Source organism: Pseudomonas sp. HP_14 (assembly GCF_055283875.1).
Map to the genome: position 1 here is coordinate 44,345 of NZ_JBTOQI010000022.1, position 20,594 is coordinate 64,938.

Here is a 20,594-nt window from a genome sequence, read left to right on the forward strand (position 1 = left end):
AGGATCAGTCGGCTTGCAGTACGACGACACGCTGACCTGCACGCACTGCCGAACCTGGCTGGACGCGCACCTCGCGGACCACGCCTGAGGTCGGTGCCAGCAGCGGAATTTCCATCTTCATCGACTCTAGGATCACCAATGCCTCACCTGCCTCGACACGCTGGCCGACCTCGACCTGCACCTGCCAGAGGTTACCGGCGATATGGCTGTCTACGCTCTGCTCTCCAGCGTTGAGCGGCGCTTCTTCGGTCAATGGCGCGACGGCTTCTTCGCTTTCGAAATTGGCCTGGCCGCTGGCGATCCAGCGTTCACGTTCAGCGTTGAATGCCCCTTGTTGCTGGCTGCGGAAGGCGGCGATGCCCTCTGCTTCGCGACTCAGGAACGCCTGGTAATCGGCCAGGTTCAGCGTGCTGTGTTCGATCTTCAGGTCGTAACGGCCCAGTGGGAAATCACGACGGATGCGCAGCAGTTCATCAGCGCTGACCGGGTAGAAGCGGACCTGATCGAAGAAGCGCAGCAACCAGGGTTTGCCATCGAATGCGGCGACTTCGCGGTAGCGGTTCCACATTTGCAGAGTGCGTCCCACAAACTGATAACCGCCAGGGCCCTCCATGCCGTACACGCACATGTACGCACCGCCGATGCCCACCGAGTTTTCAGCGGTCCAGGTACGTGCCGGGTTGTATTTGGTGGTGACCAGCCGGTGGCGCGGATCCAGTGGTGTCGCGACCGGAGCACCGAGGTACACATCGCCCAGGCCCATGACCAGATAGCTGGCCTCGAACACGGTGCGTTGCACTTCGTCGAGGTTGGGCAGGTCGTTGATACGCCTGATGAACTCCAGATTGCTCGGGCACCACGGCGCGTCCTTGCGCACAGTAGTCATGTATTTCTCAATGGCCAATTGGCAGGCCGGATCGTCCCAGGACAACGGCAGGTGCACAATGCGCGACGGGACTTGCAGGTCCTTGGCCGCGCAGACTGCGTCCCATTCGCCAGCAACGATATCGAGCAGTTGCGCCAGCGGCAGTTGTTCCGGCTGGTAATGCACTTGCAGCGAGCGAATGCCTGGCGTCAGGTCGATTACGCCTTGCAGGTGCTTGGCTTCCAGCGCCTGCATCAACGCATGGCCGCGGAAGCGCAAGACCAGATCCAGCTCCGGTGCGCCAATCTCCAGCAACAGGTGCGTGTCGCCGGATAGGCGCGCGACCAGGCGGGTGTCGTCCTGACCGATGTCCAGAACGATAGGGGAGGTGAGTTGGAATGGAACCTGTAGGAGCGAGCTTGCTCGCGATGAGGCTGGTACAGCTGATACATTTGCAGCGTCTGAAATACCGCCATCGCGAGCAAGCTCGCTCCTACAGAGGTTTGCGGTTTCAGAGAACAAGCTGCGTGCCTGTTCAAGACTCACCGCTTGAAACATCACCTTGTCCCCAGCCTTGAGCTGACCCAATTGCCAAAGGTCCGCCTCGATGATGGTCACCGGGCAGACGAAGCCACCCAGAGATGGACCGTCCGGGCCGAGGATCACGGGCATGTCACCGGTGAAATCCACTGCGCCGATGGCATACGGGTTGTCATGAATGTTCGACGGATGCAGCCCCGCTTCACCGCCATCAGCCCGTACCCATTCCGGCTTCGGCCCGATCAGGCGCACGCCGGTGCGGCTGGAGTTGAAGTGCACTTCCCACTGGGTGGCGAAGAACGTTTGCATGTAATTTTCGGTGAAGTATTCCGGTGCGCCGTGCGGGCCGTAGATCACACGAATATGGCGTACGCTCGGCAAGTCCTCCAGTTGCTCTGAAGGGACTTGCTGCCCGGCGCTACGGTCAACCAGAGGCTCAATATGCAGCACGTCGCCCGCCCGCAAAGCGCGCCCGCCATGCCCACCAAACTGGCCGAGGGTGAACGTGCTTTTGCTGCCCAGATAATCCGGCACATCCAGCCCGCCACGTACGCACAGGTAACTGCGCGCCCCGGCTCCGGCAATCGTGCCCAGCGCCAGTTGTGAACCAGCGGGTACGAACACTGCTGTGTTCATCGGCTGCGGCTGACCGTCCAGCGTCAGCGGAATAACGGCGCCTGTCACTGCCACCACGGCATCGGCATTGAAGCGCAGCAACGGGCCGCTCATGGTGATTTCCAGTGCAGCGCAACCGTCGGCATTGCCCAACAAACCGTTGCCCAAACGCAAAGCACGGCTGTCCATCGGACCGGACGGCGGCACGCCTACTGCCCAGTAACCCAGGCGGCCCGGATAATCCTGCACGCTGGTTTGCGTACCGCCGCTGAGCACTTCAAAGGTGTCAGCGTGATAGACCAGATTTTCCAGGCAGCGGGTCCAGGGCTGGCCGCTGGCGAAAGGGGCGTCGGCGATGATCTGGCGCAGATAATCGCGATTGGTTTCCACGCCATACAGGCGGGTTTCGCTCAAGGCATTGGACAGGCCATCGCTGGCCAATTGGCGATTGGGTGCCCAACTGATCACCTTGGCGATCATCGGGTCGAAGAATGGCGGGATTTCGCATCCGGCTTCTACCCAGGTATCGATACGCAGACTTTTGCCATCGACTGCCGGGAAGTTCACCGCCGTCAGCAACCCAGGGCAGGGCTGGAAATCCCGGCCTGGATCTTCAGCGTACAGGCGCGCCTGTATGGCATGGCCGCTGGGCTTGAGCGCGGCTTGCAGCTCGCTCAGCGGCGGCAGGTCACCAGCAGCCAGTTGCACCATCCAGCTGACCAGATCGACGCCCCATACTTGCTCGGTGACACCGTGTTCAACCTGAAGGCGAGTGTTCACTTCGAGGAAGTAAAAGCGCTGATCGTCGCTGTCGAAAACAAACTCCACGGTCCCGGCGCTGCGATAGTTAACGGCTTTGGCAAGCTTGATCGCCGCCATGCACAGCTCTTCCCCCATGCCGTCAGGCAGATTCGGGGCCGGGGTTTCTTCGAGGACTTTCTGGTTGCGTCGTTGCACTGAGCAATCGCGTACGCCAAGGGCCAGTACTTCACCGCGACCGTCGCCGAAGACCTGCACTTCAAGGTGCCGGGCGCGCTGAATGTACTTCTCGATGAATACGCCGGAGTCGCTGAAATTGTTCTGCCCGAGGCGTTTTACGGCCTCGAAGGATTCACTCAGTTCTGCGGCACTGCGGCAGACGCGCATGCCAATCCCGCCACCGCCTGCGGTGCTTTTCAGCATTACCGGGTAGCCGATGGTCTCTGCTGCGCTCAGGGCGGCTTCGATGCTGTCGAGCAACTCGGTGCCTTCGAGCATCGGTACGCCGTGCATCTTGGCTAGCGCACGAGCCGTGTGCTTGAGGCCGAAGACACGCAACTGCTCGGGCGTTGGCCCTACGAAGGCGATACCTGCGTCTTCGCAAGCCTGGGCAAAGGCGGCGTTTTCCGAAAGAAAGCCGTAACCGGGATGGATGGCTTTAGCGCCGCTGGTTTTGGCAATGGCGAGGATTTTGTCCACCGCCAGATAGGTACCGGCTGCGCCGCCTTCACCCAGGCTGTGGGCTTCGTCGGCCTCCAGCAAATGCAGGCTGGCAGCGTCCGCTTCGGAGTACACCGCAACGCCTTTGACGTGCAGTGCACGCAAAGTGCGCAGGATGCGGCAGGCAATGGCACCGCGGTTGGCAATCAGCAGTTTTTCGAACATGTCTTGAACCCCGGAAGCCGATCAGCTCGACCTCAAACTGGGAAGCGGGCCGTCCCGCTATTGATGTGTCTGCACGAGGGTCGTCCGTCGTGGGTTGTTCAGGTGCTGCAAGACTTGAATTGCAATGCGGCCCCTGTAGGAGCGAGTTTGCTCGCGATGGCGTCAGTTCAGTCGATGCATTCGTTGAATGAAATACCGAATCGCGAGCAAGGTGGAGCGCCACCCGGTCGCTCCTACAGATCGTCAATCAATTCCAGACGTGCAATTCAGCCGGTGTCGGGTTGTAGCCATTACACGGGTTATTCAACTGCGGGCAGTTGGAGATCAGCACGATCACGTCCATTTCAGCACGCAGTTCCACGTATTTGCCTGGAGCGGAAATGCCGTCTTCAAACGTCAGCCCGCCATCAGCGGTGACCGGCACGTTCATGAAGAAGTTGATGTTCGGCCCGATATCGCCTTTGCCCAGGCGACCATCGTGGGCACAGGCCCGCAGGTAGTTATCACGGCAGCTGTGCATGTGGCGTTTTTCCAGCGCGTAACGCACGGTGTTGCTCTCTTGCGCACAGGCGCCGCCGAGGGTGTCGTGGCGACCGCAGGTGTCATCGACGATCGTCAGCATCGGTTTGCCGAGGTTGGAATACAGCACGCTGCCAGTGGTCAGATAAACGCTGCCCTGACGGCGCAACGTGCGCTGCACGTCGTAACGCTCCCGAGGGTTGGCGAGGCTGAAGAACAAGGTATCGACTGCCTGATTACCTTCCAGATCGAGAATACGCAGGGTTTGCCCGGCCTTGAGTTCGGTCAACGAAGGCTCGCCTGCCGGGATGTGTGTGGTGGTTGTCGGGATGTTGGAATGCAGACTCATGACGGTGCTCCTCAGGCGAACAGGCGGTCGGTGTTGATGAAGCCGCGCTCGTTTTCCGGGCGGGACGTGCGGCAGTGTTCGGCGACGCTGGCGTCGGCTTTCATCCAGCTCAGCTTTACCGGTTGTGGCGCGTATTCCGGGTTCGGGTCCATGGGGTGTTGCAGCGCCGTGAGGACCACCAGCGTGTCCATTGGTGCGTACAGCTCGATGTAGTCACCCGCTTTGGAGTTGTTCGGTACGAAGTGCAGCTTGCCTGCGTCGTCAACGCTGACGCGACTGAACAGGTTCAAGGTCATCAGCAGGTCGGACAGCCCCAGGCCCCACTTGCCCAGCTCGACCAGCAGGTTGTCGACGCCATTGCGGAAGAAGCCGTTGCGCAGCTCTTGATAGCGGCCCTGGCCGTATTTTTCCGCGACTTCATCGGCGCAGAGCACGCCGCCGATGCTGTCGCTCCAGCCACAGGTGTCAGCCGTAATCGCTGTCAGTACACGGCCCATGTCCGAATACAGGCAGTGCCCGCTGGTGAGCTTGGCGGTGTGTTGGCATTTGAGGCTGTCCGGCAGGTTCAGACGCTCGGTTTTTTCGTGAGCGTTGAGCATCGTCAGGCTGACGTTGGCATTACCGTTCAAATCGGTCAGGCGCAGCAGTTCACCGCGCTTGAGGATGAACGAACGGTGACCGCCGCCGGGCAGGAGTTCTTCGGCGAATACAGGGAACAAGGTGCTTGATGTGGTCATGATTAAAAAATCCTTCAAGCCTGTTGCAGCGAATCAAATGCGGCGCGTGCTGCGCGGCGGTCGCTGTTCAGGGGGATGTCGTAAGTAATACGCGCGCCATAAGCGCCGGGGGCGTGCGGATCGATGCGCACTTTGTCGAAGACCAACAGACGAGTGCCGAGGTTGAAGCCTTCGGATAGGTCGTGAGTGACCATGAACACAGTCAGTTGGGTCTCGCGCCACAGCTCCAGCAGCAGGGCGTGCATGTCTTTGCGAATGCCAGGGTCGAGAGCACCGAACGGTTCGTCGAGCAGTAGCACCCGAGGTTTCATGATCAGCGCCTGAGCAATGGCCAGCCGTTGTTGCATGCCGCCGGAAAGCTGCGCCGGGTATTTATCCAGTGCGTGGCCGAGGCCGACTTTGCGCAGCAGTTGCGCGGCCTGTTCCCGGGCTTCACGCTTGGCCGTGCCAAACAATCGACCGAGCAGTGCCGAGCGGGGTAACTCCAGGCCCAGCGCCACGTTGTCCAGTACTGACAGATGCGGGAATACCGAGTAGCGCTGGAAGACCACGCCACGACTGGCATCCGGCTCGCTGGCCAGTGCTTTTCCGTCCAGTGTGATGCTGCCTTTGCTGGCGACTTCCTGACCCAGCAACAGGCGCAGAAAGGTTGACTTGCCGCAGCCCGAAGCGCCCACCAGTGTGCAGAATTCACCTTCGGCGACGCTCAGGTTCAGGCCTTCGAGAACCACCAGGTCGTCGTACTGCTGCCAGACGTTATTGACTGAAATGAAGCTCATCCGCGCGCCCCCTCATACCAGGGAAAGGCTTTGCGGGTCAGCGCCTTGAGGCCCCAATCCATGAGCCAGGCCAGCAGAGTGATCCAGACCACATAGGGAAGAATCACGTCCATGGCCAGATAACGCCGAACCAGAAATATCCGATAGCCAAGGCCATCGGTGGAGGCGATGGCTTCAGCGGCGATCAGGAACAACCATGCCGAACCGAGCACCAGTCGCAGCGCAATCAACAGGCGTGGCAGCAATTGCGGCAGGATCACTCGCAGGATCAGCGTCCAGGTCGAGGCGCCCAACGTCTGCGCCTTGATCAGCAACTCGACGGGAATTTCCCGGGCGCGCTGTTCAAGGTCGCGGGCAAGAATCGGCGTGATGCCAATCACGATCAGCATCACTTTTGACAGCTCACCCAGCCCGAAGACTATGAACAGAATCGGCAGAATCGCCAGCGGCGGCACCATCGACAGCACCGTCAGCAGTGGCGATAACGGCGCGCCAAATAACGGCAGGATGCCCGAGGCAATGCCCAGACACAGACCCAGCAACGCGCTGATACCCAAGCCGATACCCAGACGTTGCAGACTGGAACCGGTGTCCTGCCACAGCAGGTAACCACCGCTGCGTTGGTCCTCGGTGAAGGCCATGCGTTTTACCGCATCAGCCATCTGTACCGCGCTGGGCAGCAGCTTGTCGTTGGGGTTTTCCGTCAGCCGGGTTGCCGAGCCTGTGAAGTAGGCAAACAGCAACAAGGCGAACGGCAGGAGCACCAGAATCAGGCGGCTGGCGCGATCCGGGCGACGATTTATCAAGCGCATGGCAATGACCTTTCAGCGGGACCCGGATTACAACTTGCCGTCGGCAGCCATCTGCACATAGCTCGGGTCGAAGTGCAGCTTCTGATTGGCCTTGTCGCCGGAGGTCACCCCATTGGCGAAGGTCATGCCCACTGCGCTGGAATCTTTGGCACCTTCACCCAGCAAGCCATGCTCGAAGGAGAAGTTGGCCACTTTGCGCATGGTGTCCGGCAGCTGTTTGCTGGTGGCGAACTCAAGCGCTTCCTTGGGCGTAGCGAACAGTTTGGTGGTGTCCAGTTGCGCCTGGAAACCGGCCAGATCGGTGCCTGAAGCTTTGGCCATGTGCTCAAGAGCGGCTTTGCTCTGGGCATTTTTCGCGTTCATCAGTGCGACCACTTCAAACCAGGCGCCGGTCAGGGCTTTGCCCAGGGCCGGGTTGTCTTTCAGGGTCTGGGTGTTGACCACCATCATGTCCATGATTTCGCCAGGGATCTGGCTGGAGTTGAACACTTCAGTCACGCCAGGCTTGGCTTTGATGTCGGCCAGCATCGGGTTCCAGGTGGTGACGGCTTGCACATCGTCAGTATTGAAAGCCGCAGAGATATCCGCGTCGGAGGTGTTGACGACTTTCAGGTCTTTTTCGGCAAGATCGACGCTGTCCAGCGCGCGGGCCAGCAGGTAGTGGGAGACGGAAAGCTCTACCAGATTGACATCCATGCCTTTGAGATCGGCAACTTTCTTGCCGGTACCTTTGAGGACGATGCCGTCGTTACCGTTGGAGAAGTCACTGACTACCAGCGCGGTACTTTCAACGCCGCCCGCAGCCGGGATGGTCAGCGCGTCCATGTTGGTCATGGTGCAACCATCGAACTGGCCAGCAGTGTATTGGTTGATGGATTCGACGTAGTCGTTGAGCTGGGTAACATCAATCTTGATGTCGTATTTCTTCGCCCATTTATCAACGATGCCTTGAGTGCCTGCGTATTCCCAGGGCATCCAGCCGGCATAAATGGTCCAGCAGACATTGAATTCTTTTTTAACGGCGGCGTGTGCCGGGGAGAGGATCGATGCAGCGATGAGACCTGCGGTGAGCAGACCCAATAGACGGGACTTTTGCATGTGTACCTCCAGTAGCGAAAGAAAGGCGATCAGGAGCAACGCGACACCACTGGTGTCCTGTCTCCCGGGCTTTTATCCCGCCGTGTAACCTCTACTGGAGGTCGCTGACTCTCGGACCAGCCACTCGCCATAAGCGAGCCGGAACCCTAGTCAGCTATTGCAAATTGTGGTGCCGCGAACCTGAGTTGACTCCTGCACATAGTTTGTTAAGCGAGAGTTGTGCCAAGTCACGCCAAGGCCCGCCAACCTTGACTGGCAGCGATACTGGAGGCTTTATCCTGGTCAGGTTTTGCTGTGCGATGGTGCGCGGGCGCACTGTGATGGGGCGGCAGTTCGTCAGGTGACCGTCGGTTCGGGGCACTGGATGGTCTTTTTAATGTCTTATTTTGCGTCCGTCGCTGTTGGACGGGCGCCGACCAGCGTCGCTGGTGTGTGCACTATCGCGGTCCAGGAGGCCGCCATGTATCGACGAACCTTGCTCATCGTTTTGCTGGCCCTGAGTCTCGCCGGTTGCTACACAGATTCAGGCTACTATTCCTCTCGGGTGACGGCGCTGCCGACCACCTATGGCGCCACTGAAATCTATTCCTACGACAATGGCTATCGTTCCAACTACTACCAGGAACAGCGCATCTATGTAGCGCCACAGCCACGCTACTATTCTGCGCCACCGGTGCGTTATTACTCACCCCCACCGGTACGCTACTACGCGCCGCCACCGGTCCCGCGCTACTACCAGCCAGGCCGACCACCGGGCTATGGTTGGGGCGATAACCGCTATCGCGGCAATCCCGGTTATCGCAACTCGCCGCGAAATGACTATCACGGCGGTCCAGGCCGACCTGGCCCTTCGTGGGGCGATGGTCATGGTGATGGCAGAGGCCACGGCGGTCCCGGCAGGGGCGGTGGACGTGGTGACGGTCGAGGCGGTCGCGGTGGCGATGGTCGAGGCGGGCATCGGTAGGTGAATCAAAAGCGGCGCTCCATTGGGGCGCCGTTTTTCTGTCTGATATGTACCTTCGGACTATCTGCTCATCACGTTTGTCAACGTGCAGCTTTACAGTCACGCATGGTGACTCAGATATTCTCGAAGCGCTTTACGTGTCAGGTCATTAAGTGAAATTTTATCGCGGGTCGCGGCAACGCTGGCTGCCAAATGCAGGTCATGCCCGACCCTGACATTGAACGAGCCTTTGCAGGGCAATTCCGGGTCTTGCCCGAGAGTTGAGCAAGTATCCAGATAGTCATCTACCGCGTTACGAAAGGATTGAGATAGCTCCGCCACGGTTTCGCCTTCATAGTTCACCAGTGCGCGTATGAACTGAAGTTTTCCGAACAGGCAGTTATCTTCAGGGCTGGCTTCAATTGAACCGTAATAGCCCCGGTGCTGTAACAGCGTACTCATGAAATCAGACCTCCCGCTTTCAGATGCTCGATAACCTGTCGTTTAACGTATGCCTTTATCTCATTGCCTGGATGGGGGCGATGCAGGTTTATCATCGCTTGAGCATTGCCGTTATCAAATTTGACGCGGCTGCCATCACCCTCGATTTGCTTGTAGCCGAAACCTTTCAACAGCGCGACCAGTTCTGGCCAGCTAAATCCCGATTGCCTGTTCAGTAGCTTGGCGAGCAGCTTTTCTTGCTTGGACATCCAGCCTCCATTCCGTGCGACTGATTCTAGTCGCGCGCGGAAAAGAGGTCAAACGGAGCTTGGCCCGGTGATGTCGAGCAAAAAATTCAATATGCCGACAAATCCGCCAACGGATGCCGTCCTTCCCACGCCTTGCTGAAGTGCGCATCAATCACCGCCAGCGGAATCGTCGCTACGTCCTGCCAATGCCAGTGGGGCGTGTTGTCCTTGTCTATCAGCCGCGCACGCACGCCTTCGCTGAACTCCGGATGGCGGCAGCAGTTCAGGCTGATTGCGTATTCCATCTGCAGCACCTCGGCCAGAGACATGTAGCGGGCGCGCTGGATTTGTTCCCAGACCAGGTGCGCGGTCAGCGGGCAGCCCTGTGTCAGGTTTTTAGCGGCGCGGGCCATGAGTGCGTCGTTATCGTGTTGCAAATGACTGATGGCGTTCCAGGCGCAGGGCAGGTTACCGACGTCGAGCAACTCATCAATTTGCGGTCGGCGGGGTAGCCACTGTGCTTCGGGCAACTGGCCTAGAGCTTCGTGCTGCAGGGCCTTGAGCAGGCTATTGAGCTGGATGGAGGTTTGCTCCTGCCAGTTCAATTGCTGCAGGCCTTCGATCAGGTCCTCTTGTTGTTCATCAAGCATGAAGCGGTCTGCCAGATCCAGATCGAGCGCGTCGTGAGCGTTGATGTGAGCGCCGGTCAGCCCAAGGAATAACCCAAGCTTGCCGGGCAGGCGCGACAGGAACCAACTGGCGCCAACGTCTGGAAACAGGCCGATGCTGATTTCCGGCATGGCCAGCCGACTACTCGGCGTCACAATGCGCGTGCTCGCCCCTTGCAGCAGGCCCATGCCGCCACCGAGCACGTAGCCGTGACCCCAACTGATCAGTGGTTTTGGATAGGTGTGCAAGCTGTAGTCGAGGCGATACTCCGCGGCGAAGAAACTGGCAGCCAGCGGCGGTACTTCCCCAGGATGTTCACGGCATTGATCCACCAATGAGCGCACATCCCCACCGGCACAGAAGGCTTTTGTGCCATTACCGCGCAGCAGAACGCAGACGATTTTCTCGTCGCTGGCCCAAGTATCAAGACGATCCTGAAGGGCAAGGATCATGGGCAATGACAACGCGTTCAACGATTGCTCGGCGTCCAGAGTGGCAATGCCAATGCGTGCGCCATCCTGAGCCGGGAGTTCTTCAAATTGCAGATTCATCGTGACCTCTCGAAGGCAATGCATGTATCCAACACAGGTGTGATTGCCCTGCGTCGGGTTAAGTTGCACGAGGTGCAGTGTAGGAAAAGGCCGGGCGCGACGAGCTGATTTGACATTGGCGGCCAGCTTTCCTAGTGTCCGCGCATTGATTTCAGGGTGTGACCATGACAAGCGACGACCGTATCAAACTTGACCCTAGCTGGAAGCAGGCGCTGCGTGAGGAGTTCGAAAAGCCTTACATGGGCCAGTTGCGTGAGTTCCTGCGCCAGGAACATGCGGCGGGCAAGGAAATCTACCCGCCGGGTCCCCTGATTTTCAACGCGCTGAATTCAACGCCGCTGGACAAGGTCAAGGTGGTGATCCTGGGGCAGGACCCTTATCACGGCCCGGGTCAGGCTCACGGTTTGTGCTTTTCGGTCCAGCCGGGCGTGCCTGCACCCCCTTCGCTGGTCAATATCTATAAAGAGTTAAAACGCGACCTGAACATTGATATCCCTCGCCACGGCCACTTGCAATCCTGGGCCGATCAAGGGGTATTGATGCTTAACACTACGCTGACCGTCGAGCGTGCGAATGCAGCTTCCCACGCAGGCAAAGGCTGGCAACATTTCACTGACAAGGTGATTGAAACGGTCAGCGCCCAGCAGCCGCATCTGGTGTTCATGCTGTGGGGCGCCCATGCGCAGAGCAAACAGAAACTGGTGGATGCCACCAAACACCTTGTGCTGACGTCGGTGCACCCGTCGCCACTGTCGGCCTATAAAGGCTTTCTGGGGTGTGGGCATTTCAGCAGGGCGAACAAGTACCTTGAGCAGAATGGCATGGAGCCGATTGAGTGGCGATTGCCGCAGGATTGAGGGCTTAAACGGGTAGCGCCTGAATGATTAACTTTGCCATTTCGTCGGCTTTTTCACGGTCACTCTGGAAAAGCTGGCGGTAGGCGTTCACGCATGAACTGAATTGGCTCTGCGGACTGCACAACGAGCTGATTGCTTTTTCAGCCATTGCCCTGTGCGCTGGCATGCTGTCTGCCATGGTTAGCGCAATCCATACGTTGCGGATACATTCGGCGCGGCGGCTGGTCAGGTCCTGATGGTTTAGCTGAAAAAATTCTATGTTGGTCATTGCCCGTTCATAAGCCGGACCGTGCTTGTTAACGGGAACAGCCAGCACGCCATCAAACGTGATGATGTGTTCTGGATCATCGGTATCGACCGATGACACTGGATATAACAGCAACGCGGATTCGCCTTGCATGGTAGTCGGGCTTGCGCTTTCAAAGTCTCTGGGGCCACGAACCGGAAAATAATTGGACTTCAGTGTCGAGTTACATCGCGTGCAGGCAATGGCGTAGTTGAGGTGATGATAGGCAAGCCGGTAATAGCCTTTGGCGCTAGCCTTGCCAGTCGCCCAGTCAGGATTGAAGTCTTTCCAGTATTCGACTTTTTTGTTAGGCCAGGCTTTGATGCTTGACTTGGGTCTGTAGTGCTCGACTTCATGAACCTTACTCGCGAGCACAGCGCCCTGGAGCTTGGTTTCACAATAAGCGCACTTTTCGTGCTGAAGGTCGATATAGACCTGCTTTATCTGCCCCCAGAATTCGCTCTGGTCGGTGTAGCGGTCGGCTTCTATGTAAGCCTGAGTCCTTTCTTTCGCACGCTTGATCCAGTTCTTGCTTTGCTTGTTTATACGTGCAACCAGCTCCGCTTCGGAGATGGGATAGCGAATCACGGCTTGGGTCCTGACGTTTTTTTCACCGCGCGTTTAAGTGCAGATGCTTTTACGGCCTTTGGTTTTGCAGCTGTTTTTTTCGATGACGTTGTGAGGTTAAGGCCTTTGGACATCACTGCCAGATACTCCAGTGCAGCGTCGGTATTACCCGTGACTGCATTGCGAGCCAGTTGATTAAGTTGTGCCGCCGTTGATGCTGCACGGGTGCTTTCAAGGCCGAAGTAGGGCGACAACAGTATCTGTTCGGCGCTCTTGCCCTGGACTTTCTCAGGCAGGCGTTTGATCACGGTAGCGCCATCTTCCAGAGCAAGGACGAATAGATTTTGCGATGTCAGGGATCCCACCACTAATGGACTGTGTGTGGTGAAAATAAACTGAATGTTCGGCAATGCATTTGCCAGCACCGGGACTACCGTACGCTGCCACTCCGGGTGGAGATGCAGGTCGATCTCGTCGACCATCACGATACCGCGTGTCTGCTTGAGCTTTTGCCCGGATGCAACCCCTTGGCATACGTGAAACAGCATGTCGCCTATCCAGCCGATGTAAGCCTTGAAGCCGTCTGATAGCGCACCGAACGGAAGAACGATTCCGTTCATTTCGAAGAGGTGTTCACGTCCGCGAGAGGTTGTGCTGGCAGTTTCCTGAATACGGCAGGAGGTCGGAAGCAGATCGTTGATGAGATGAATAACCTGCGTGTATCGCCCTTTGTTCTCGTCCTCAAATGCTGGCAACCAGTACGAAAGCGGCATGAGTGTCAGGTGATCTTCGAACAAGCCCGCTACACGTTGATAGCGGCGCAGCCTTGATTTAATTCTGGCGCTTTCGTCAACCCGGCTTGAGGCTTCGACACGACGTGTAGCCCCATAGCCGACAATGAAAAAGGCCGGGCTTTGTTCGTCGAATTGCATGCTTTCAGCGATTTCCTGATCGCCCTCAGGATTCATCGACCATCGCAACTGTTCGGTCAAGCCGCGAAGACGAACTTCGGTATGCATAGTGAAACTATCAGCCATTGACAGGGTGGACTTCCTCGATGCCTTTTCTTCCGCAGTCGAGAGAAGACTGGCGCTAACCGACGTCTGATACTTGTTTAAATCCAGGAGGTTTTTACGAGGAGCGGGAGGGCGTTTTCTGACCAGCCCCTCGGGCACAAAACCGGAGGATCCGCTCAGCAAGGGCCCTAGAACAGCCAGCGCGACAGCACGTAAAACGCTGGTTTTCCCCAAGCCATTGTCGCCGAGCAAAACATTGACGTTCGGAAACTGCATGTCCCGGGTATCGGGCAGATTGAATTCGATCTCGGCCTTTTTGAAGGAGCGAAGATTTTCGATCTGTAGTTTCTGAATGTGCATGCGTCACCTCGTGCGAATGGCTGGATGGTAACAAACTCCACTGCGCGAGGTATTGCGTGCCTATAGGGTTTTTTGACGATTCCAATACCGAAAAATCGGCTCCGCCAAAAACAGCACGAACAACAGCCTCATCACCTGCATCGCAGTCACTAATGGCACCGAGAGTTGCAGGACTTCGGCTGTCAGGCTCATTTCAGCGATGCCGCCGGGCATCATGCCTAAGGTCAGCGAACGCAGGTCCAGATGAGTTGCGGTGCTCAGTACCAAAGCGGCGAGGGCGGCGATGGACATGGTCAGCGCAGTCCCGAGCAGGGTCCTGACCATGAAAGACGGTGCGCGGCGGAAGAACTGACGGTTGAAGTGGCAAGCCAGACCGCTGCCGATCAGCCACTGACCGATCTGGCTGCTGCCGTCCGGGAGGCCTATGTGGAGGTCAAAACTGACACTGATCACTGCACTGACCAATAATGGCCCGAACAACCAGGGATTCGGCTGCTTTAACCGTTGCCAGAGCCAGGCCACCGCGGCACCCAGTGGGAACAATACCGCCAGCCACAGCCAGTTAACGCTCCCGGCGTGAACAATCGGCGTGCCTTCCCCCATCAGGTATTTGAAGATCGCTGGAACGCAAAGCACCACCATCAGTACCCGTAGGCTTTGCCCGGCGGCGACGCTACTGAGAGTGGCTCCATTGCGGGCTCCGAGGTTGACCATTTCCCCCGAACCTCCAGGCATGCTCGAGAAAAACGCCGTTGCGCGGTCTTCTCCGGTGCGAAGCATGAGCCACACACCCACCACACTGGAAATACTGGTGATCAGTGCGGCGAGAAAAATCAGCCCGAAATGCGCTGTGACCTGCTCGATCACCACCGGGGTGAAGTGCAGGCCAATACCGATGCCGACAATCCATTGGCCGCATTTGCGGCCGCCGGGTATTTCCGCCAGTTGCCAAGGCGTCAGGCAGCGAACAAGGATGATCGCCAATAGCGAGCCGACCATCCATGGAAGAGGCCAGCCGACCAGGCTGGCGAGGTAGCCGCCAGCCAGGCCGACCAGCGGTGTTGCCCACCAGCTTTTGAAAGGTCGATCAGACACCGGTCACAGCACTGCGTTGGGCGGAGCGCTTGCGCCAGATACGAATGATCGGGAACAGCAGCATGAAGATGGTCAGCACCCAGACGCCGATGGTGATCGGGCTGGACCACAGAATCTCCATCGCGCCGTTGGAAATCGACAGTGCACGACGCAGGTTCTGCTCCATCAAACCACCCAGGATGAAGCCCAGCAGGATCGGCGACAGCGGGAAGTCCAGCTTGCGCAGGATGTAACCGAAGATACCAATGCCGACCATCAGGAACAGGTCGAAAGTGGTCGCGTGGACAGCATAGACGCCAATCCCGGTGATGATTGCGATTACCGGCACCAGTGCCCAGTTCGGCACGTTGAGGATGCGGGTGAAGATACGAATCATCGGGATGTTGAGGATCACCAGCATCACGTTGGCGATGAACAACGAAGCGATCAAGCCCCAGACGATGTCTGGTTGCTGCTGGAACAGCATCGGACCTGGCGTGATGTTGTACAGCGACAGCGCGCCGATCATCACGGCAGTGGTACCCGAACCCGGTACGCCCAGAGTCAGCATTGGCACCAACGCGCCGCAAGCCGAAGCGCCAATCGCGGTTTCCGGTGCTGCCAGGCCGCGCATGTCGCCCTGGCCGAATTTGCCGCTGGCACCCGCCATACGCTTTTCGGTCATGTAAGCCACGGCGCTGGCCAGCGTTGCTCCGGCACCTGGCAATACGCCCATGATGAAGCCCAGCAAGCCGCAACGGATGTTGACCACGAACACTGCGCCCGCTTCCTTGAGGTTGAACAGCATGCGTCCGGTGGCTTGCACGGCTTCCTGACCACGGTGGGTTTTTTCCAGCAGCAACAGAATCTCGCTGATGGAGAACAGACCGAGTACCAACACCACAAACTGGATGCCGTCAGTAAGGTGGATATTGTCGCCGGTAAAGCGATAGACACCGCTGTTGGCGTCGATACCCACTGCCGACAGGAACAAACCGATCAAAGCGGCAATAAACGTTTTGACGGGACGATCACCTGCCATGCCGCCCAGGCAGACAATGGCAAATACCATCAGCACGAAATATTCCGCCGGTCCGAAGGCTATCGCCCATTTCGCCAGCAGCGGAGCGAATAGCACCATGCCGCACGTAGCGATAAAGGCGCCAATGAACGAGCTCCATGCCGACAGCGACAAAGCGACGCCTGCCAGACCCTGGCGGGCCATCGGGTAGCCGTCGAGGGTGGTCATGACGGTCGATGCTTCACCCGGGATGTTCAGCAGGATCGAACTGATCCGACCGCCGTATTCGCAGCCCAGATAAACCGCTGCCAATAGAATCAGCGCGGACTCCGGCGGCAGGCCCAGTGCAAAGGCAATCGGGATCAACAACGCGACACCGTTGATCGGGCCCAGGCCGGGCAATAGCCCGACGACAGTGCCGATCAACGTTCCGCACAATGCAGTAACGAGGTTATACGGCGTCAATGCAACGCCGAAGCCCTGGCCCAGGTAGCTGAAAGTATCCATTGATTAGTTCTCCAGAACGTCGAGCAGGCCCAGGGGCAACGGAACGTCCATGGCTTTATCGAAAAGCAGGTAAAGGCCGACGCTCATCAGAATCACCACGATCACACTCGGCAACCAGCGGCCGCCATACAGGCGTGCCATAGGGATACCGATCAGAATGCTGCTGAGGATGAAACCCAGCGGTTCGAAAGTCCCGGCGAAGATCAGCAGCAAGGCGACGCATGCGACGATCTTGATGATGGTTTCACGGTCCAGCGCTGGCTCTTCTTCGGTGTGAACAATGGGCGCCGGGCGGAACAGCATGTAAATCAAAGCCAGGCTCATCAGTCCGAGCATCAGCAGGGGGAACGCCCGGGGGCCAACCGGCTCGTACGAAAACGGCGCCTGATAAGGCCAGGCCATTATTGCCAGGCCAGCACAGGCCAGCAGTAGCACGGCGGCGAAAATACGTTGGATCACCATGGTGAAAACTCCCGGGTTGCGCTGCCGCGCAGGCAGCCGCAACCACTAGTCAGTCAATCGATCACTGAATCAGGCCGAATTCCTTGGCCAGGGTCTTGTAGTCAGCAACCTGTTTCTTCACGTAGGTGTCCAGTTCTGCGCCGGTCATGGCGAACGGGAACAGTTCACGCTGGTCACGCAGCTTGGCGAAGTCTTCCGAGGCCAGCAGCTTGTCGAACGCGGCTTTCCACCAGTCGTATTCGGCGTCGGTGACTTTTGGTCCGAGGTAGAAGCCGCGAACCACTGGCCAGACGATGTCGTAGCCTTGTTCTTTGGCAGTCGGAATATTCTTCATTTCCGGCTCGTCCAGGCGGTTCTCGGAGAACACCGCCAGCAGACGCATGTCGCCGCTCAGGATGTGAGGCATGGAGTCGGAGATGTCAGTACTGCCTACCTGGATATGGCCGCCGAGCAATGCGGTTGCGATTTCACCACCGCCTTCGAGTGCCACATAACGCAAGTCGCGCGGGTTGATGCCCGCTGCTTTGGCGATCAGCGCAGTCTGCATCCAGTCCTGGCTGCCCACGGTGCCGCCCGAACCGATCACGACTTTGCTTGGATCGGCTTTGAGTGCCTTGACCAGGTCGTCGAGGGTTTTGTAAGGCGAATCATTTTTTACTGCGATGGCGCCGTAGCTGGTGCCCACCGCTGCAAGCCAACGCACGGCGCTCTCATCGAAACGGCCAAACTTGCCTTGCGCCAGGTTCAGCAGCGAACCACTGGACCAGGCGACCAGTGTGCCGGCGTCGGCAGGACGCTGGGCGACCACTGCGTTGTAAGCCACTGCGCCAACGCCGCCGGGCATGTAAGTCACACGCATCGGCTTAGTCAGGATTTTTTCGTTGATCAGCGCGCTCTGGACCAGTTTGCAGGTCAGGTCGAAGCCGCCACCTGGCGAAGCCGGGGCGATACATTCAGGGCGCTTGGGTTCGTCTGCCGCAAACAGTTGCGTGGCGAACATCATGCAGCCCGCAGCCAGCGCGACACGACGCAAGGATAAAGTCATGGTCAGTCTCCAGATTTTTGTTTTTGGGTGTAGAACTGTGTTCGATTCGTTTTACGAGCGGCCACAAACCAGGCCAGCCCGGACAGGCTTCATCGCAGTGAATGAATATCGAAAGCAAACGGAAGTGTGCCCGCAATGAAATGCGTGCAACTGAAAGCGTAGAGATAGGTTCTGCAAACGGGCGAGGGTGCCCTGGACATTGGCTGTGTCATGGTCGACTCCGTTCTTGTTCTTATTGTGAAAGCGCATCGTCTTGGCGCTTTTCTTTACGTCCGCTAAGGCGGCAGTTTCGTAATGCTAAACAGCGAAGCTTTCATAAACCTTTCAGCTACCTTTCAATGGCAACCTAAATTGAGTTTAGATTTGTTTCAGTGCTTCACAGCCTCTGGCGCGCCTGTAAACTCCGGGCTCCATAAAAGCCACGCTATCAGGAGAAGTCGATGCGTGTTCTTCTCGTTGAAGATCATCTGCAATTAGCCGAAAGCGTCGCCCAGGCCTTGAAGGGGGCTGGATTGACCGTCGACGTATTGCACGATGGTGTTGCTGCTGACCTGGCATTGAGCAGCGAAGAATATGCTGCAGTGATTCTCGATGTCGGGCTGCCGCGCATGGATGGCTTTGAAGTGCTGGCGCGGCTGCGCGGGCGGGGCAAGAACCTGCCCGTTCTGATGCTGACCGCGCGCAGTGACGTGAAGGATCGCGTTCATGGCCTTAATCTGGGGGCTGACGATTACCTGGCTAAACCTTTCGAGCTTTCAGAGCTTGAGGCAAGAGTAAAAGCCCTGCTAAGGCGCAGTGTATTGGGTGGCGAGCGGCAACAGCGTTGTGGGGTGCTGGCCTACGATCTGGACACCCGGCGATTCACTTTGGGCGACGAATTGTTGACCCTGACCTCCAGGGAGCAGGCGGTGCTGGAGGCATTGATTGCACGGCCGGGGAGGGTGATGAGTAAGGAGCAAGTGGCCTCGCAAGTGTTTGGTCTGGATGAAGAGGCCAGCGCTGACGCTATCGAAATCTATGTGCATCGACTGCGCAAGAAGCTCGATGGGCATCCTGTAGCGATCGTGACGTTCCGCGGTCTGGGCTATTTGCTGGAAAGCCGTGATGAACAGCCATAACAGCCTGCGTTGGCGGTTACTGTGGAATCTGGGTGTATTGCTCACGGTGTTGATGCTGGCAAGCGGTCTCAGCGCTTACTGGAATGGTCGGGAAGCTGCTGACATCGCATACGACCGAACCTTGTTGGCCTCGGCCCGGACCATTGCTGCCGGTGTCTCCCAGCGTGATGGAACCTTGAGCGCCGATGTGCCTTACATCGCGCTGGACACCTTCGCTTACGACAGTGCAGGCCGTATCTATTACCAGGTCAATGACATCAACCGAAAGTTGATTTCCGGCTACGAAAACCTGCCGCCGCCGCCTCCCGGTACGTTGCGCACGGATGACTACCCGGCGCTGGCCAGCTTTTATACCGCGCGCTATCAAGGGCAATCGGTGCGTGTGGTGAGCCTGCTCAAGCCGGTCAGCGAGCCTAATATGAATGGCATGGCGGAGATCCGCGTCGCCGAGACTGAAGAGGCTCGGGTCAGCATGGCGCGCAGCCTGATGGCTGATACCTTGCTGCGATTGGGCATGTTGGGCGCGGGGGCGTTGTTGCTGGTGTGGTTTACTGTCAGCGCGGCATTGCGCCCGCTGGAGCGTTTGCGCGCCGAAGTGGAAGCACGGCAACCGGATGATTTGCGAGCCTTGCCTCTGGTCGAGGTTCAGCACGAGCTGCACCCCTTGGTTAACGCGCTGAATCACTTCACCGAGCGTCTTCGGCAGCAGTTCGAGCGGCAAGCACAGTTTATTGCCGATGCGGCTCATGAGTTGCGCACGCCACTGGCAGCACTCAAGGCCCGGGTCGAATTGGGGTTGCGAGATCCCGAGCCTGCTCATTGGCGCACGACGCTTGAGGCTGCGGCGCAGGGGACTGATCGGCTGACCCATCTGGCTAACCAGTTGTTGTCGTTGGCCCGTATTGAAAACGGTGCGCGGGCCATTGCCGAGGGTGGGGCGCAGACTCTGGACCTGAGTCAGTTGGCCCGCGAGCTGGGTATGGCGATGGCTCCGCTGGCGCATGCCCACGGCGTCTCTCTTGCGCTCGAAGCGGATGAGCCGGTCTGGCTACAGGGCGAGCCTACATTGCTCAATGAGCTGTTGAGCAACCTTATCGATAACGCGCTGGCGCACACCCCATCAGGCGGCAACGTAATCCTGCGCGTCACTGCGCCGGGTGTTCTCGAGGTTGAGGATGATGGTCCGGGCATCCCTGAGTCGGAACGCAATCGGGTATTCGAGCGCTTCTATCGCAGTCGTCAGCAAGGCAAGGGATCGGGTCTGGGGTTGGCGATAGTCGGTGAAATATGCCGCGCACATCTGGCGCAGATCAGCCTTCACGATGGTGTTGCGGGTGGGTTGAAGGTGCGGGTTAGCTTTATCGCAGCGCAGTAGGCCTTAATGCATGTGCGATCTGTGTGGGAGTGAATTCATTCGCGAATGCAGTATCAAGGCCGTTAGATTTCTATGAAATGTACCGGCCTCTTCGCG

At 58.1% G+C, this 20,594-nt stretch carries 19 protein-coding genes and 1 riboswitch; of the genes, 4 read left to right on the forward strand and 15 right to left on the reverse strand.

Annotated elements, in window-relative coordinates; translation table 11 throughout:
* Positions 1-4 precede the first annotated feature (4 nt).
* The 6 genes from uca to ACYASS_RS14915 all read right to left on the reverse strand — a co-directional run bounded on the left by uca (position 5) and on the right by ACYASS_RS14915 (position 7,958).
* Entirely contained in the window at positions 5-3,664 is a 3,660-nt protein-coding gene (gene uca / locus ACYASS_RS14890; RefSeq protein WP_463586694.1) for an urea carboxylase, read from the reverse strand.
* A gap of 247 nt (positions 3,665-3,911) precedes the next feature.
* Complete coding sequence (locus ACYASS_RS14895; RefSeq protein WP_122398365.1) at positions 3,912-4,532, reverse strand: urea amidolyase associated protein UAAP2; 621 nt, start codon at positions 4,530-4,532, stop codon at positions 3,912-3,914.
* Between the two features lie 11 nt (positions 4,533-4,543).
* Positions 4,544-5,269 (reverse strand): urea amidolyase associated protein UAAP1, encoded by a 726-nt coding sequence (locus ACYASS_RS14900; RefSeq protein ID WP_122665454.1) that lies wholly within the window; start codon positions 5,267-5,269, stop codon positions 4,544-4,546.
* Between the two features lie 14 nt (positions 5,270-5,283).
* Positions 5,284-6,048, reverse strand: coding sequence for an ABC transporter ATP-binding protein (locus ACYASS_RS14905; RefSeq protein WP_463586695.1), 765 nt, complete (start codon positions 6,046-6,048; stop codon positions 5,284-5,286).
* The gene (locus tag ACYASS_RS14910; RefSeq protein ID WP_122398367.1) at positions 6,045-6,860 is read right to left on the reverse strand and encodes an ABC transporter permease; all 816 of its coding nucleotides are present in this window, start codon (positions 6,858-6,860) and stop codon (positions 6,045-6,047) included. The genes ACYASS_RS14905 and ACYASS_RS14910 overlap by 4 nt, the downstream gene beginning before the upstream one ends.
* A 27-nt stretch (positions 6,861-6,887) precedes the next feature.
* Positions 6,888-7,958 (reverse strand): putative urea ABC transporter substrate-binding protein, encoded by a 1,071-nt coding sequence (locus tag ACYASS_RS14915; protein ID WP_122665452.1) that lies wholly within the window; start codon positions 7,956-7,958, stop codon positions 6,888-6,890.
* Positions 7,959-8,017: 59 nt separating this feature from the next.
* Positions 8,018-8,119: riboswitch (guanidine-I (ykkC/yxkD leader) on the reverse strand.
* A gap of 383 nt (positions 8,120-8,502) precedes the next feature.
* Here ACYASS_RS14915 and ACYASS_RS14920 point away from each other — a divergent pair.
* Positions 8,503-8,922, forward strand: coding sequence for a hypothetical protein (locus ACYASS_RS14920; RefSeq protein ID WP_422765270.1), 420 nt, complete (start codon positions 8,503-8,505; stop codon positions 8,920-8,922).
* A 99-nt stretch (positions 8,923-9,021) separates the two neighbouring features.
* Here the strand turns inward: ACYASS_RS14920 and ACYASS_RS14925 are convergent, their stop codons facing one another.
* From ACYASS_RS14925 to ACYASS_RS14935, 3 genes are all read right to left on the reverse strand, one after another.
* Positions 9,022-9,363: a type II toxin-antitoxin system HicB family antitoxin gene (locus ACYASS_RS14925; protein WP_122398368.1), complete on the reverse strand. Its 342-nt coding sequence runs from the start codon at positions 9,361-9,363 to the stop codon at positions 9,022-9,024.
* Complete coding sequence (locus tag ACYASS_RS14930) at positions 9,360-9,611, reverse strand: type II toxin-antitoxin system HicA family toxin (protein ID WP_099268543.1); 252 nt, start codon at positions 9,609-9,611, stop codon at positions 9,360-9,362. Before ACYASS_RS14930 ends, ACYASS_RS14925 begins: the two co-directional genes overlap by 4 nt.
* 86 nt (positions 9,612-9,697) lie before the next feature.
* Complete coding sequence (locus ACYASS_RS14935) at positions 9,698-10,810, reverse strand: enoyl-CoA hydratase/isomerase family protein (protein WP_463586696.1); 1,113 nt, start codon at positions 10,808-10,810, stop codon at positions 9,698-9,700.
* 164 nt (positions 10,811-10,974) lie between these two features.
* Between ACYASS_RS14935 and ung the strand changes: the two genes are divergently transcribed.
* Positions 10,975-11,667, forward strand: a complete 693-nt coding sequence (gene ung, locus ACYASS_RS14940; protein ID WP_243246296.1) for a uracil-DNA glycosylase — start codon at positions 10,975-10,977, stop codon at positions 11,665-11,667.
* A 4-nt stretch (positions 11,668-11,671) separates the two neighbouring features.
* Here the strand turns inward: ung and ACYASS_RS14945 are convergent, their stop codons facing one another.
* The 6 genes from ACYASS_RS14945 to ACYASS_RS14970 all read right to left on the reverse strand — a co-directional run bounded on the left by ACYASS_RS14945 (position 11,672) and on the right by ACYASS_RS14970 (position 18,011).
* Positions 11,672-12,541, reverse strand: coding sequence for a hypothetical protein (locus ACYASS_RS14945; RefSeq protein WP_463586697.1), 870 nt, complete (start codon positions 12,539-12,541; stop codon positions 11,672-11,674).
* The gene (locus ACYASS_RS14950) at positions 12,538-13,896 is read right to left on the reverse strand and encodes an AAA family ATPase (RefSeq protein ID WP_463586698.1); all 1,359 of its coding nucleotides are present in this window, start codon (positions 13,894-13,896) and stop codon (positions 12,538-12,540) included. The genes ACYASS_RS14945 and ACYASS_RS14950 overlap by 4 nt, the downstream gene beginning before the upstream one ends.
* A gap of 60 nt (positions 13,897-13,956) precedes the next feature.
* Positions 13,957-14,991, reverse strand: coding sequence for an AbrB family transcriptional regulator (locus ACYASS_RS14955; protein WP_463586699.1), 1,035 nt, complete (start codon positions 14,989-14,991; stop codon positions 13,957-13,959).
* Positions 14,984-16,498, reverse strand: a complete 1,515-nt coding sequence (locus ACYASS_RS14960; RefSeq protein WP_463586700.1) for a tripartite tricarboxylate transporter permease — start codon at positions 16,496-16,498, stop codon at positions 14,984-14,986. Before ACYASS_RS14960 ends, ACYASS_RS14955 begins: the two co-directional genes overlap by 8 nt.
* 3 nt (positions 16,499-16,501) lie before the next feature.
* Complete coding sequence (locus tag ACYASS_RS14965) at positions 16,502-16,960, reverse strand: tripartite tricarboxylate transporter TctB family protein (protein WP_463586701.1); 459 nt, start codon at positions 16,958-16,960, stop codon at positions 16,502-16,504.
* Between the two features lie 61 nt (positions 16,961-17,021).
* Complete coding sequence (locus ACYASS_RS14970) at positions 17,022-18,011, reverse strand: Bug family tripartite tricarboxylate transporter substrate binding protein (RefSeq protein WP_243246538.1); 990 nt, start codon at positions 18,009-18,011, stop codon at positions 17,022-17,024.
* A 434-nt stretch (positions 18,012-18,445) separates the two neighbouring features.
* Between ACYASS_RS14970 and ACYASS_RS14975 the strand changes: the two genes are divergently transcribed.
* Positions 18,446-19,123, forward strand: a complete 678-nt coding sequence (locus tag ACYASS_RS14975) for a response regulator (RefSeq protein WP_027899765.1) — start codon at positions 18,446-18,448, stop codon at positions 19,121-19,123.
* Positions 19,110-20,498: a sensor histidine kinase gene (locus ACYASS_RS14980; protein ID WP_463586702.1), complete on the forward strand. Its 1,389-nt coding sequence runs from the start codon at positions 19,110-19,112 to the stop codon at positions 20,496-20,498. Before ACYASS_RS14975 ends, ACYASS_RS14980 begins: the two co-directional genes overlap by 14 nt.
* Positions 20,499-20,594: the final 96 nt, after the last annotated feature.